This is a genomic window from Micromonospora sp. NPDC020750 (genome assembly GCF_044334565.1).
Lineage (GTDB): Bacteria > Actinomycetota > Actinomycetes > Mycobacteriales > Micromonosporaceae > Micromonospora.
The window spans coordinates 125,840-139,269 of sequence record NZ_JBIRTH010000008.1; the positions used below are offsets into that span (position 1 = coordinate 125,840).

Here is a 13,430-nt window from a genome sequence, read left to right on the forward strand (position 1 = left end):
CCGCGTTCATCGGAGCCGCCGCGGCAGCGCCCGGGGCAGGGCGGCGAAGAGGGCATCGGCGTCGGCGGCGCTGTTGTAGGCGTGCCACGAGATCCGCAGCCACTCCTGCCAGCTCCCGGTGACCACGCCGCCGGCGGCGAGCCGCCGGACCAGTTCGCTCGCGGCGGCCGGATCCGATTGACGGACGCAAACCAGCGGGCCGGCCGTCCGCAGCTCGGACGGGTCGATCAGGACGTCCTCGACCAGCCGCGCGGCGCAGTGCTCGACAAGGCCGCGGATCCGGTCCACCGTGGCGACCCGGTCCCAGCTCAACACTTCGTCCAGACCCGCGCGGGCGCACGCCGCCGCCAGGATTGACGGCAGGCCGGCGTCGTAACGGCGGGCGCCGGCGTGCCGGGGGACCGCGCCGCGATGGCCGGCGAACGGGTCGACCGCGCCCAACCAGCCGTGCGGAATCGGTGCGGCGTGGGCGAGGAGGCGGGGACCGCAGTAGGTCAGCGCGTACCCGCCCGCCGACCCGAGCAGGTACTTCATGCTGCCGCTCACCAGTGCGTCGACCGGCGCGGCCCGCACGTCGAGCGCGGTCGCGCCCAGCCCGTGATAGCCGTCGACCAGGCAGAGCACGCCCTGGGCGCGGCAGGCCCGCGCGAGCACCGGAAGATCGAGCGTGAAGGCGCCGGCGTGGTGCACGGCGCTGACCACGACGGCCCGGGTCGACGGCCGAAGCCCGGCGACGATGGTCCCGGTGGCGGACGCCGGGTCGGTCAGGCAGAGAAACCGTGGCTCGGCGCCGAGTCGGCGGGCCGCGAGCGCGGCATCGCCGAGGGTCGGGAAGTCCCCTTCCACCAGCAGCAGGTCCGAGCGGTCCCGGTAGTCGAGGCCGGCGAGGAGCGCCGTGAACGCGGCCGACACCGAGCCGGTGACGAAGACCTGCTCCGGGTGGGCCCCCACCAGCGCGGCGAACTGTTCCCGGGTGCGCTCGATCTCGCCGAGCCAGACGTCCCAGGGCGCGCCCTCGTGGTCCCACTGGTCGAGGCTGTCCAGGGCCGCGTCGCGGACCGCGACGCAGAGCGCGCCCTTGGCGGCGGAGTTGAGGTAGGAGCGCCGACCGAGAATGGGGAACCGGGCTCGGTCGGGCAGGGCGCGCGGCGGTGCGGCCGTCACGGCGCGGTGCCCAGGGCCGCGATCACCGCGTTGCCGATCTCGGCGGCGTCCACCGTGGTCAGCCGCCCGTGCAGGGGCAGCGCGAGCTGCCTCGGGTAGGCGTCCTCGGCCGCCGCGAGCCCGCCCGGCCCGACGCGGGCGGTGCGCTGGTACAGCTCGTACTGGTGCAGCGGGCGATAGTAGGCGCCGGTCGCGATGCCCGCCGCGGCGAGTTCGCTACGCACGTGTTCCCGGCGGGCGGCTGCGGCGGCACCGTCCGTTCCGGCGAACCGGAGTTGGTACAGGTACCAGCCGTGGTCCGTGGTCGAGGTCCGGGCTGGCAGCGCCACGCCGGGCAGGCCGCGAAGGAGGTCGTCGTAGACCGCGACGGCCGCGCGGCGGGTGGCCTGGAGCGAGTCCATCCGGCCGAGTTGCACCCGGCCGATCGCGGCATGCAGGTCGCTCAGGTTGTACTTGTAGCCGGCCTCGCGCGGGGTGTAGCCGGCCGCGGTCGCCGACATCGCGCCGTCCCAGGTGAAGTCCAGCCCGTGCCGCGCCAGAAGCCGGGCCCGGGCCAGGACGTCCGGGCCCGCGACCAGCGCGCCCCCCTCCACCGACGTGATGTTCTTCGTGGCGTAGAAGCTGAAGCAGGAGATGTCGGCGGCGCGGGCGACGTGCACGCCGTCGACGCGGCTGTCCACCGCGTGCGCGCAGTCCGCGATGACGGTCAGTCCGAACCGATCGGCCACGCTTTTCAGGCCGGTCAGATCGCAGGCCGCGCCGCCCAGGTGTACGGGCATGACCGCTCTGGTTTTCGAAGTGATCGCCGCGGCGACCGATTCCGGATCCAGATTCAGCGTGATTGGGTCGATATCGGCGAAGATCGGGGTGGCACCGACGGCCAGAATGACGTTCGCGGTCGCCGGAAATGTGATCGGCGTCGTGATGACCTCGTCACCGGGGCCGATATCGCTCGCGATCAGGGCGAGATGCATCGCCGCGGTGCACGAGCCCATCGCGAGCACGTCGGGCACGCCGAACCGACCGGCGAGTTCGCGCTCGAAGAGGCGCACCTCGGGGCCGGTCGTGATGGCGCGCGACGTGAGCACGCGCACGGCGGCATCGATCTCCGCCTGACCGAGCGCGTGGTCCACGACAAATGATCGCGCCGCATCCTCAAGATCCACATTCGCTCCTCGGGTCACCTATACTGCCATTGTTTCGGCTGCCATCATTTGCTGGTTGGTGGAGGAAAAATGATCTCTGATGATCGACGATTACGACTCCGGCTGACCAATGCAAACCGTATGGTGCGCTCCGTTCGTAGTCAATTGTCCGCCGGCCAGGACGTCGACATGCGCAAGGGCACCGTCTGGTTGCGCCGGCCTCGTCGGCAGGTCGACCTGTACCAGATCTGGTTCCGCACCCGCGGCTGCACGTTCGACCGTGCGGGGCAGTGCAGCATGTGCAACTACGGCACCGGGCCGGAGATCGACCCGGACACGATCGCTGCCGCCGTCGAGACGACGCTCGCCCGGATACCACCGGGCAATCTGGTCTACGTCTCCCCCTCCGGCAGCCTCTTCGACGAGCGCGAGGTGCCGCCGCGACTGCGGCTGCGAATCCTCCGGGCGGTCGCCGCCCGCCGGCCGATGGCGTTCACCTTCGAGACGCGGCCCGAGCTGTGCACGCCGGGGAACATCGACAACCTGCTCGACCTGCTGCCCGGTACGTCCGTCTCGTGCCACCTGGGCGTGGAGTCCTGGGACGAGGACGTGCGGCGGCTGTGCCACCTCAAGCCCGCGCGGCAGGCCGCGTACACGACGGCGGTCCGGATGCTGCGCAGCCGGCGGGTCGCGCCCATCGCCAACATCGCCCTCGGCGGCCTCGGCCTCTCCGAGCATCAGGCGTTCCTGGACGCGGTGGCGAGCGTACGGGGCACCCGCGCCGCCGGTTTCTCCATCCAGATGCTCTTCCCGCTCAGTTCCAAGCGCGGGACGCTGCTGGACTGGGCGGGCCACCGAGGGCTCTGGTCCCCGCCTTCGCTGTGGACGCTGGTCGCGGCGCTGTCGGCCTGCGTCGAGGAGGGGCTCACCGAGGACGGCACGGGGGACCTGGACATCTCATGGTTCAACCCGGACATCGGCAACATCGTCCGCGCCAGGCCGGACGGCTGCCCGGCCTGCCGGCCGATGCTGATCGACACCCTCCGCGCGTTCCGGCTCCGGCCCGGCCCGGACGCGCTGGAGGCCGCCGTCACCTGGTCGGGCTGCTCCTGCCGCCGACGGTTGGCACCCGACGCGCCGGAGTCCTCGTACCGCGAGCGGCTGGCGGAGATCGTGGCCCGGTGGGAGGCGGAGGGCGATCCGTCAGTCGCCCGGCTGGCCTCAGCCGGGTAGGCCCCACGCCACCCGCCAGCCCGGCGGAAACTCGAAGTCGAGCAGGCTGACCGCCATGATCAGTTGCCCCTGGTGCAGCACCTCGTGCTGCACCATCCGCTCCAGGTGCGCGGCGAGGGGAAGCGGATCCTCGCCCGGCCATGTCACGGTGTCCGCCCGTTTCGCGGCCTTGACCGCCGGGACGAGGACGTCGGTGTCCACCCGGGCCAGGTAGGCCAGCAGATCGGCCTTCGACGACCCGTCCGCGATGATCTCGGGCGCCCCGAACTTGATCTCCTTCGTGGTGAGCGCGCTCGCGTAGTTGCACTCGATCCGGCCGAGGTGCCGGAACTGCCGCCACAGGTGGCCGACCCGCTCCGCCGGAAGCTGCTCCAGTTCCCGGTCGGTCAGCCAGCCCAGCAGCTCGAACGTGCGACCCCGGACGGGACGCCACCGGTCGAGAAACCGCTCCTCGGTCAGATCATCCATTCCGCCGCCATCACCATCCGTCGTAGCCGAACACACCGCCGCCCCGCAGGGAGATGCTACGGGAGTCCGCTCCCGCAGCCGCGTTCATCCGGCCCACCGACCGGCGTGAACGGTGGTCCTGGACGACGTCGTGGTCTGCCCCTGAGGGCCGGCGGCTCAGTCGCCCGCCGACTCGTCGCCGAGGACGTCGAGCAGCAGGGCGGCGGTCCAGCCGAACGCGGGCGAGCCGAGGCCGGCCCCGGTGTCCGGGTGGAAGTACTCGTGGCAGCCGGCCGACGCGACCAGGTCCACCATGGACGAGCGCAGCCCGGCGGCGAGGTCGAGCCGGTGGTGGGTGCGCAGCCCCCGCCACAGCAGCCAGTCGAGGTTCATCCAGCTCGGCCCCCGCCAGTAGCGCAGCGGCTCGAAGTCCGGGGCGGTCCGGTCGTGGCTGGGCAGCGGCCGGTCCATCCGCGCGGCCAGCCCGAACCGGGGCGAGCACGCCTCGGCGATCACCGTGGCGACCTGCCGGGGCGGCAGGTCGGGCAGCGCGAGCGGGGCGAGGCCGAGCGCGGTGCGGGCCGGCACGAGCCGGCCGGTGCGCAGGTCCCGGGGGTGGAAGGCACCGGTCGCCGGGTCGTACAGCCGGTCGACGAGGGTCGCGGTGATCCGGGCCGCCCGTTCGCGGTGCGGGCCGGGGTCGCCGCCGACGGCGCGGGCGATCGCCGCGAGGGCGTGTTCGGCGAGCCCCAGCGCGGTGTTGAACAGCGGGCACTCCACCAGGAACGGATGCCGCCCGGCCAGCCCGTCGTCGCCGTACCGGCCCGCCCGGTAGGCGTCGACCAGCGCGACGTACCGCGCGTAGTCGAGGTCGGTGGGGCGGTGCGCGGCGTCGGCGTGGGCGGTGTCGTGCCGCCGGTACGCCCGCATGACCGCCTCGTCGGCGGGCACCGCGGCCAGCGGCGGGTCCCAGGCGGGGCTGTTGTCCAGCCCGGACTCCCAGGGGTGCACGAGGCAGGCCAGCCCGGCACCGCCGACGTCGCGCCGGCCGGTCAGGTAGCGCTGTTGGGCGACCAGCCGGGGGTAGAGCCAGGCCAGTTCCGCCCGGCTGCGCTCGGACGGGGTCCGCCGATACGCCAGCCAGGCGGCGAGGGCGTGCACGGGCGGCTGGACGATGCCGGAGGTGGCCACGGCGGGCGCGCCCGGGGCACGGGCGGAGTCCCAGAACCCGGGCCCGGGGAAGTACGACCCGGCGCGCAGCGCGGGGTTGAACACGATGTGCGGCACCCGACCGTCGGCCCACTGGGCGGCGAACAGGGTGCGCAGCTCCCGCCAGGCTCGGTCGGGACGCGCCGTGGCCAGGCCGATCGCGATGAACGCCGAGTCCCAGCTCCACTGGTGCGGGTAGAGGGTGCGCGACGGGACGGTGTGGTCGTGTTCCCAGTTGCCGTCGAGGGTGGCGACCGCCAGCCGGCGCAGCGCCCCGAGGTCCCGGGCCGTGGCCGGGCCGACCGGGGGCGCGTCGTCGGCGGCGGTGCCGGCGCTCACGCCGCCGCCCGCTTCGGCTCGGCGTGCCGGAGCACGGTGGCGGCCTGTTGCAGCGCCCGCACCGGCTCGCCGCGCAGCCGGCACTCCAGGGCCAGCCAGCCCCGGTAGTCGACCTCGAGCAGGGTACGCACCAGCGCCCGCCAGTCCAGGTGCCCGGTGCCGGGCTGGCACCGGTTGGAGTCGCTGACCTGCACGTGCCCGAGGTAGGGCGCGGCGGCCCGCAGGGCGGCGTGCACGTCGTCCTCCTCGATGTTCATGTGGAAGGTGTCGGCGACCACCCGCACGGAGGGCAGCCCGACGGCCGCGCAGAGGGCCACCGCCTCGTCGAGCCGGTTGACCATGTGGTCCTCGTACCGGTTCAGCGGTTCCAGGAAGAGGGTGACCCCCTCGGCGCGGGCGTGCTCGCCGAGGGCGCCGAGGGCGTCGAGGAGCACCCGCCGGTCGGCGGCCGGCGGGCGGGGCGGCTCGAACGGCGGCAGCCGGCGGGAGAACATCCCCCAGGCGGCGGGGGTCATCACGCCGACGCCGCCCAGCTCGGCGATGACCGACAGTTGGGAGCGCAGGTTGGTCACGGCGTCGCGGGACCGGTCGGGGTCGAAGTCGCCGATGAAGTGGTCCATCTCGACGCAGACGGTCGGCATCGCCACCCCCGCGGCGCGGGCCCGGCGCAGCTCGGGCAGCCGGCGGGCGAAGGACAGGTCGCCCCGGCCGCGCAGTTCGAGCCCGTCGAAGCCGAGCGCGACGGCGAGGGCGTGCTTCTGGATCAGGTCTCCGCCGGGGAGCAGCTGCTCCTGGCAGGCGAGCGGAATGGTCATCTCTAGAACCTCAGCACCACTTGGAGGACGTCGGAGTCACCGCGGTCGAGCAACGCCAGCGCGTCGGCCACCGCGCCCGCGTCGACGACGTGGCTCACCAGCGGCAGCGGGTCGACGCTGCCCTCGGCCACCAGGTCCATGAAGGTGTGGGCGACCCGGGTCCCGGTCCACCGGCCGGCCAGGCCGGGCGCCGGGTCGGCCCCGGACACCTGGGCCGCCACGAGCTGGATCCGGTTGTGGTGGAACTCCTCGCCGAGTCCCAGCCCGTCGGCGTGCCCCTGGTAGAAGCCGGCCGCCACGACGCGGCCGGCGTGGGCGGTGGCCCGGATCGCCTCGTGCAGCGCCGGGTACGCCCCGGACAGCTCCAGGCAGACGTCGGCGCCCCGGCCGCCGCTCACCCGGCGCAGCGCGACGGCGGCGGACTCGGCGTCCGCGTCGACGACCAGCCGGGCGCCGCAGCGGGCTGCGTGGCCCAGCCGGACGGCCAGCCGGTCCACCGCCACCACCCGGGCCCCGGAGAGGGTGGCCAGCCGGGTGGCGAGCAGCCCGATGACGCCCTGGCCGAAGACGCCGACCCAGTCGCCGAGGTGCAGGTCCGCGGCGATGACGGCGGTGAGCGCGATGGCGCCGGGCCGGGCGAACACGGCGGCGAGCGGGTCGAGCCCGGCGGGCAGCGGGTGGACCGCGTCGGCGCGGACGACCGCCTCGGCGCGGTGGCCCCAGATGCCCCAGACGGTCTGGCCGGGGTGCCGGTCGGCGACGTCCGGGGCCGCCTCGACGATCTCGCCGACCTCCTCGTAGCCGAAGCCGGCCAGCGGGTAGGGCACCGGCGCCCGGCGGGGGACGAACATCCGGGTGGCGTCGTCCCAGTCCTTGCTCAGCCGGGGGTTGCTGCCCCGGTAGAGGGTGAGCTCGGTGCCGGCCGAGATGCCGGAGTAGCAGGTGCGGACGCGGACCTGGCCGGGGCCGAGCGGGTCCGGGGCGCAGGGCTCGAGGCTGATCCGTCGAGGCCCGGCGAGTGAGACAACCCAGTTGACCATGAGTCACATCCCGGTAGCACTGGGCTCCATCGTAGAACAAAATATCGGCATATGTCTTGTAATTGATCAATCGAAGGTATTCAATCCGTCATATACCCCTTCGAGAGGAGTGCCACCGATGCCATCACCCTCGATGCGGATGTTCGCCTCGGCCCTGATCCTGGCAGTAACCGGCGTCTCCCTGCTGGCCTGCGGCGACGACGAGGCGGGCGACGAGAAGACGCTCACCGTGTGGAGCCTGGAGGACGTGGCCGACCGGGTCACCGCCACCAGGGCGCTCATCGCCGACTTCACCGCACGGACCGGGACCAAGGTGGACCTGGTCACCGTCAACGAGGACCAGTTCCCGTCCCTGATCGCCACCAGCGCCGCCGCCGGCGAGCTGCCCGACGTGATCGGGTCCGTCCCGCTGGCCGGCGTGCGCACCCTGGCCGGCAACGAGCTGCTGCACCCGTCCGCCAACGGCGAGATCGTCGACGCGCTGGGGCGGCAGACCTTCTCCGCCCGGGCCCTGGAGCTCACCGCCGACGGCGGCCGGCAGCTCGCCGTGCCCAGCGACGGGTGGGGGCAGCTCCTCGTCTACCGCAAGGACCTGTTCGCCGCCGCCGGCCTGCCCGTCCCCGACACGTACGAGAAGATCGCCGCCGCCGCGGCGAAGCTGAACACCGGCGGGGTCGCCGGCATCACCGCGGCCACCGCGGCGGGCGACGTGTTCACCCAGCAGACCTTCGAGCACCTGGCCCTGGCCAACAACTGCCAGCTCGCCGACGACTCCGGGTCGGTCACGCTGGACTCCCCCGAGTGCGTCGAGGCGTTCCGGTTCTACGGCGACCTGATGCGCACCGCCTCCGTCCCCGGCGCGCAGGACGTGGACACCACCCGGGCGACGTACTTCGCCGGCAGGGCGGCGATGCTGGTCTGGTCGCCGTTCATCCTCGACGAGCTGGCCGGGCTGCGCGACGACGCCAGGCCGACCTGCCCGCAGTGCCAGGCCGACCCGACGTACCTCGCCCGCAACAGCGGCTTCGTCACCGCGATCAAGGGCCCGAACGGCGCCCAGCCCGCCCAGTACGGCGAGATCAGCTCCTGGGCGGTGCTCGACGACGCGGCCGACCCGGCGAAGTCCCTCGTCCAGTTCATGCTCGGCGACGGGTACCCGCGCTGGTTCGGGATGTCCCCCGAGGGCCGGTTCCCGGTGCGCAAGGGCACCGCCGACGACCCGGAGAGGTTCCTCACCGCCTGGAACGCCAGCCAGGCCGGCGTGGACCGCAAGCAGCCACTGGCCCAGGTGTACGGCGACGACGTCCTGGCCGCCCTGCGCAGCAGCCCGGACAGCTTCCAACGCTGGGGCCTCACCCAGGGCCAGGGCAAGCTGGTCGGCGCGATCCTCGGCGAACTGCCGGTCCCCAGGGCCCTCGCCGGCGTGGTGTCCGGGAAGTCCGACGCCGCGGCGGCGGCCCGGCGGGCCAAGAAGGACGTCGAGGCGATCAAGGCGGGTGCCAATTGACCACCACCGCGCCCGGCCCGGGCCACTCCCCCGCCCGGGAACGGCCCGCCCGGCCCGGCCGCCGCCCGCTCACCCTGCGCCGCCGGGAGTCCCGCGCCGGCCTCGCCCTGGTCGCACCCACCCTGCTCGTCGTCCTGGCGGTGGTCGGCGTCCCGATCGTCTGGACGGTCCTGCTGGCCTTCCAGCGGGTACGCCTGGCCACCCTGCGCAAGACCGGCCTGTTCGGCGAGTTCACCCTGGACAACCTCGACCGGGTGGTGCACACCCCCGGCTTCGCCGGCACGCTGGGGACCACCGTGCTCTACAGCCTCGGCGGCACCACCGGCTCGATCCTGATCGGCCTGGTCGCCGCGCTGGTGGTGCGCCGGCCGTTCCGGGGGCGCACCCTCGTCCGGGCGTCGATGCTGCTGCCGTACGTGGCGCCGGTGGTCGCCGTCTCCTTCGTCTGGCAGGTGATGCTCGACCCTCAGCTCGGCATCGTCAACGACTGGGGGCAGCGGTTCCTGGGCTGGGACGCCCCGATCCCCTTCCTGTCCCAGGACTCCACGGCCTTGTGGACGGTGATCGCGTTCGAGGCGTGGCGGTACTTCCCGTTCGCGTTCCTGTTCCTGCTGGCCCGGCTCCAGGCCGTGCCGGGCGAGCTGGAGGAGGCCGCCCGGGTGGACGGGGCCACCCCCACCCAGCGCTTCCGGCACATCCTGCTGCCCCAGCTCATGCCGGTGATCGCCCTGCTGGGGGTGCTGCGGTTCATCATGACGTTCAACAAGTTCGACGACGTCTACCTGCTCACCGGCGGGGCCGCCGGGACCGAGGTGGTCAGCGTCCGGGTCTACCAGTTCCTCACCGCGCGCACCGACGTCGGCGCGGCGGCGGCGCAGGCGGTCGTGCTGGCCGTGGTGCTGCTCGCCTTCGTCGCGCTGTACCTGCGCTTCTTCGCCGGCCGGGAGGAGTCGTGATGGACCGGGACCAGTTCGAGACGGTGACCCTGCGCTGGCTGCGCCGGGCGGTGATCGGCGGTTTCCTCGCGATCACCGTGGTGCCGTTCTGGTACATGCTGGTGCTCTCGGTGCGCCCCATCGAGCAGTTGCTGCTGCACCCCGGATCGCTGCTGGTGCCGCTGGGCGAGCTCACCGTCGCCACGTACGCCGAGGTGCTCCGGGCCGCCGACGACGGCGGCCAGGGTTTCGCGACCTTCATCCGCAACAGCGGCCTGGTCGCCCTCGCCGCCACCGCGCTCACCCTGGTCGTGGCGATCCCCGGCGCGTACGCGGTCTCCCGGCTGCGGTTCTTCGGCCGCCGGCAGGTCAGCGCGCTGTTCCTGGCGGTCTACCTGTTCCCGTCGATCGTCATCGCGATCCCGCTCTTCGTGGTCTTCACCCGGGCCGGGTTGCGCGGTTCGCTGTTCGGGCTGGTGCTGGTCTACATCTCGCAGACCCTGCCGGTCTCGGTCTACATGCTGAAGAACTACTTCGGGACGATCCCGATCAGCCTGGAGGAGTCCGCCGCGATCGACGGAGCGGGCCGGCTCGGGATCATCCGCCGGGTCAGCCTCCCCCTGGCCGCCCCGTCGATCATGGCGGTCGCGCTCTACGACTTCATGATCGCCTGGAACGAGTACCTGTTCGCCCTGCTCTTCCTCGTCGACAAGCCGGACCGGTGGACGGTGTCGCTCGGGCTGTCGCTGCTCGCCGACGGCGTCGAGGTGCCCAAGACGGTGCTGATGGCCGGCTCGGTGATCCTCACCCTGCCGATCGTGCTCCTGTTCTTCGCCGGCGAACGGCTGCTCACCGAGGGCCTGACCAGCGGCGCGGAGAAGGGCTGACGGCAATGTCGTGCATCCGGGTTCGGCGGGGGCCCACGGCAGCGGCATCCGTGAGAGCCTTGGCGGTAACCCTGCACCCCGACGTGGCCCGCCGCTTCCCGGCACGCCGTTCGACGCAGGTCTCGCCCGACCCGCTACTCGGCGCTCGTCGTCGCCGGCGTCGCGACTGCTTCCACCGAACTTCATCTGTCGCCCGCAACCGGAGGCATCCGTCATGCACACCCATCGCGCCCGGCGCTGCCTCGCCGGGCTGGCCGTGACCGGCATGATCGTCACGGCGTCCGTCGGCGCCCCCGCCGCCGCCGCCCCGCCGACCGCCGACGTCAAGCTGTACGCCAACAACGTGATCGTTGCCCCCGACGGCCCGCAGAAGTCGGTCGAGCTGCGCCCACTGTCCGACCGGCCCTTCGGCAACTACACCGTGCGGCTGGACCGCAGCGCGGTCGCCGCGGTCGCCGAGGTCACGGTGGCCAGCGACTGGGGGGACTGCACGACGCAGGGCGAGGTCATCACCTGCGAGATGGCCGACGAGGGCGAGCCGACGAGCCTGTTCGACGTTACCGTGAAGGCGCGTGCGGGCGCGGAGATCGGCCAGCAGGGCACGCTGGCGTTCACGCTCACCGCGCCCGGTGTGGGCACCGGGACGTACCGCTCCACCGTCGTCGTCGGCGAGGGGGTCGACCTCGCCACCGAGCGTGAGCTCCCGCTCGACGGCAAGCTCGGTGAGCGGGTCGACGTCCCGCTCACGGTGGCGAACCGGGGCACGAAGACCGTTCGCGGCATGGTGCTGTACCTCTCCGGTTCCTTCGGGTTCACCCCGTCGAAGCGGTACAAGAACTGCAAGTACAGCAGCCTGATCCTCGACGACAGCAACTTCGCCTGCACCTTCGACGATTCGCTGGCCCCCGGCGAGGCGGTCCGGGTGGACTCGACGTTCGGCGGGACGATCCCGGCCGACGCCTGGGCGCCGAACGTGCACTACAGCTGGGTCGCGTGGTTCACCCCGGCCGACTGGGAAAGGTCCAGTTTGATCAACTCGCTCGGCCACAAGGGCACCGACGAGGCTCTGAAGCTGGTGCCGGTCGGCGGCGCACAGGCCCGTGCACTCGGCCAGACCGACACCGACCCGATGAACAACGAGACCGGGATCACGCTGAATGTCGCCGGTGACAACAACCGTGCCGACGTCGCCGCGGAGGGCGCCACCGTCACCGGTGCGGTCGGCGCCACCGTCCCGATGACCGTCGGCTACCTCAACAACGGCCCCGCGCGCGTCGGGCCCAGCGGCCAGAAGGCGCTCACCATCAACGCCACGGTGACCCTGCCCAAGGGTGTCACCGCCGTCGCCGTGTCGAACTCCTGCGTTGACCCGTCCGAGAAGGAGTGGAAGCCCGGCAAGCCCGGAGCCCGGATCTACTCGTGCTCCGCCCGCGGCACGATCCCCCGGGGCGAGCGGGTGAAGTTCGAGTTCAAGCTGCGGATCGACCGGGCCGGCAGCCAGACCGGCACGGTGCGGCTGCAGGGCTTCACCAGCGGCGGGAGCCCGGCCAAGGACCTGAACCCCGCCAACGACACCGCGAAGATCACGGTCAAGTCGACCGGCGGCACCGGCACCGGTGGCGGTGGGGGTGGCGGTGGAACGCTGCCGATCACCGGGGCCGCCACCGGCCTGATCGCCGGCCTCGGCGGCCTGCTGATCGCCGTCGGCGCGGGCGGCTACCTACTGGCCCGTCGTCGCCGCACTCGTTTCGTCGCCTGATCCGCCTCGGCCGTGTCGATTCCGCTGGCCGCGGGGTTTCCGATCCTCGATCGCCCGGTGGGCCGGCCGGTACCGGCCGGCCCACGGTCACCTCCCGCCCGTCCTGGTCGCCGCGGACCCACTGGGGGCCTCCCGGCCCTCTCGCAGCACCGACGGTGACCTTTCCCGCAGCCTCCCCGGGTGGCCGTCCGGGCCACCCCGGACCCCGGCTAGCGTGGGGTCATGGCCAACCCGACCCGCTGGACGACCGACACCGGCCCCGAGCACTCGCAGTGGTACATCGACCGCTTCCGCCGCCTGGCGGCCGAGGGCGCCGACCTGGCCGGGGAGTCCCGGCTGCTGGACGCGCTGGTCCCGCCGGGCTCCCGGATCCTGGACGCCGGCTGCGGCACCGGGCGGGTCGGCGCGGCGCTGCATGCCCGGGGCCACACGGTGGTGGGCGTGGACGCCGATCCGGCGCTGGTCGAGGCCGCCCGCGCCGACCACCCCGGCCCGCACTGGCTGGTCGGCGACCTGGCCGAGCTGGACCTGGCGGCGGCCGGGGAGGCCGAGCCCTTCGACGCCGCCGTGGTGGCCGGCAACGTGATGGCGTTCGTCGCCCCCGGCACCGAGCCGGAGGTGCTCCGCCGGGTCTCCGCCCACCTGCGCCCGGACGGCGTGGTCGTGGTCGGCTTCGGCACCGACCGGGGCTACCCGCTGGCCGACTTCGACGCCGACGCGGTCGCCGCCGGGCTGCGCCAGGAGCACCGCTTCGCCACCTGGGACCTGCGCCCCTGGCGGGACGACGCCGACTTCGCGGTCACCGTGCTGCGCCGCCCACCCGGCGGCCTGCCCGGCTGACGCCGCGGATCCTGGCAGGTCGACCCCGACGGCGTCTTCCTCGCGGACATCGACTCCGCCTTCAACGCCGCTGTCGAGGGAATTCCGGGTTGCGAGAGGGCCGGCCCGGA

Annotated in this window: 12 protein-coding genes; 6 read left to right on the forward strand and 6 right to left on the reverse strand. The window is 73.1% G+C overall.

All coding sequences use genetic code 11. The features are described from left to right. Positions 1-6 precede the first annotated feature (6 nt). Positions 7-1,164 (reverse strand): aminotransferase class V-fold PLP-dependent enzyme, encoded by a 1,158-nt coding sequence (locus ACH4T9_RS23935; RefSeq protein WP_396673563.1) that lies wholly within the window; start codon positions 1,162-1,164, stop codon positions 7-9. After that, entirely contained in the window at positions 1,161-2,330 is a 1,170-nt protein-coding gene (locus ACH4T9_RS23940) for a DegT/DnrJ/EryC1/StrS family aminotransferase (RefSeq protein ID WP_396673565.1), read from the reverse strand. The genes ACH4T9_RS23935 and ACH4T9_RS23940 overlap by 4 nt, the downstream gene beginning before the upstream one ends. Before the next feature lie 168 nt (positions 2,331-2,498). On the opposite strand from ACH4T9_RS23940, the gene ACH4T9_RS23945 reads away from it, so the two are divergent. Further along, positions 2,499-3,542 carry a hypothetical protein gene (locus ACH4T9_RS23945; protein ID WP_396673566.1) on the forward strand — a complete coding sequence of 348 codons (1,044 nt, stop codon included), beginning with the start codon at positions 2,499-2,501 and terminating at the stop codon, positions 3,540-3,542. Here the strand turns inward: ACH4T9_RS23945 and ACH4T9_RS23950 are convergent. From ACH4T9_RS23950 to ACH4T9_RS23965, 4 genes are all read right to left on the reverse strand, one after another. Further along, positions 3,531-4,010 carry a DinB family protein gene (locus tag ACH4T9_RS23950; RefSeq protein WP_396673568.1) on the reverse strand — a complete coding sequence of 160 codons (480 nt, stop codon included), beginning with the start codon at positions 4,008-4,010 and terminating at the stop codon, positions 3,531-3,533. The genes ACH4T9_RS23945 and ACH4T9_RS23950 overlap by 12 nt on opposite strands. A gap of 156 nt (positions 4,011-4,166) precedes the next feature. Continuing rightward, positions 4,167-5,468, reverse strand: a complete 1,302-nt coding sequence (locus tag ACH4T9_RS23955; protein WP_396673785.1) for an MGH1-like glycoside hydrolase domain-containing protein — start codon at positions 5,466-5,468, stop codon at positions 4,167-4,169. A 65-nt stretch (positions 5,469-5,533) separates the two neighbouring features. Beyond that, a complete protein-coding gene (locus tag ACH4T9_RS23960) occupies positions 5,534-6,352 on the reverse strand; it encodes a sugar phosphate isomerase/epimerase family protein (protein WP_396673570.1) in 819 nt (272 codons plus the stop codon). Positions 6,353-6,354: 2 nt separating this feature from the next. Beyond that, a complete protein-coding gene (locus tag ACH4T9_RS23965) occupies positions 6,355-7,392 on the reverse strand; it encodes a zinc-binding dehydrogenase (RefSeq protein WP_396673571.1) in 1,038 nt (345 codons plus the stop codon). Positions 7,393-7,510: 118 nt separating this feature from the next. On the opposite strand from ACH4T9_RS23965, the gene ACH4T9_RS23970 reads away from it, so the two are divergent. From ACH4T9_RS23970 to ACH4T9_RS23990, 5 genes are all read left to right on the forward strand, one after another. Then, positions 7,511-8,899 (forward strand): ABC transporter substrate-binding protein, encoded by a 1,389-nt coding sequence (locus ACH4T9_RS23970; RefSeq protein WP_396673573.1) that lies wholly within the window; start codon positions 7,511-7,513, stop codon positions 8,897-8,899. Continuing rightward, the gene (locus ACH4T9_RS23975) at positions 8,896-9,855 is read left to right on the forward strand and encodes a carbohydrate ABC transporter permease (protein WP_396673575.1); all 960 of its coding nucleotides are present in this window, start codon (positions 8,896-8,898) and stop codon (positions 9,853-9,855) included. Before ACH4T9_RS23970 ends, ACH4T9_RS23975 begins: the two co-directional genes overlap by 4 nt. Further along, positions 9,855-10,721 (forward strand): carbohydrate ABC transporter permease, encoded by an 867-nt coding sequence (locus tag ACH4T9_RS23980; protein ID WP_396673577.1) that lies wholly within the window; start codon positions 9,855-9,857, stop codon positions 10,719-10,721. The genes ACH4T9_RS23975 and ACH4T9_RS23980 overlap by 1 nt, the downstream gene beginning before the upstream one ends. 214 nt (positions 10,722-10,935) lie before the next feature. Next, entirely contained in the window at positions 10,936-12,480 is a 1,545-nt protein-coding gene (locus ACH4T9_RS23985) for an LPXTG cell wall anchor domain-containing protein (protein ID WP_396673579.1), read from the forward strand. Between the two features lie 222 nt (positions 12,481-12,702). Further along, the gene (locus ACH4T9_RS23990) at positions 12,703-13,320 is read left to right on the forward strand and encodes a class I SAM-dependent methyltransferase (protein ID WP_396673581.1); all 618 of its coding nucleotides are present in this window, start codon (positions 12,703-12,705) and stop codon (positions 13,318-13,320) included. The last annotated feature ends 110 nt before the right edge of the window (positions 13,321-13,430 follow it).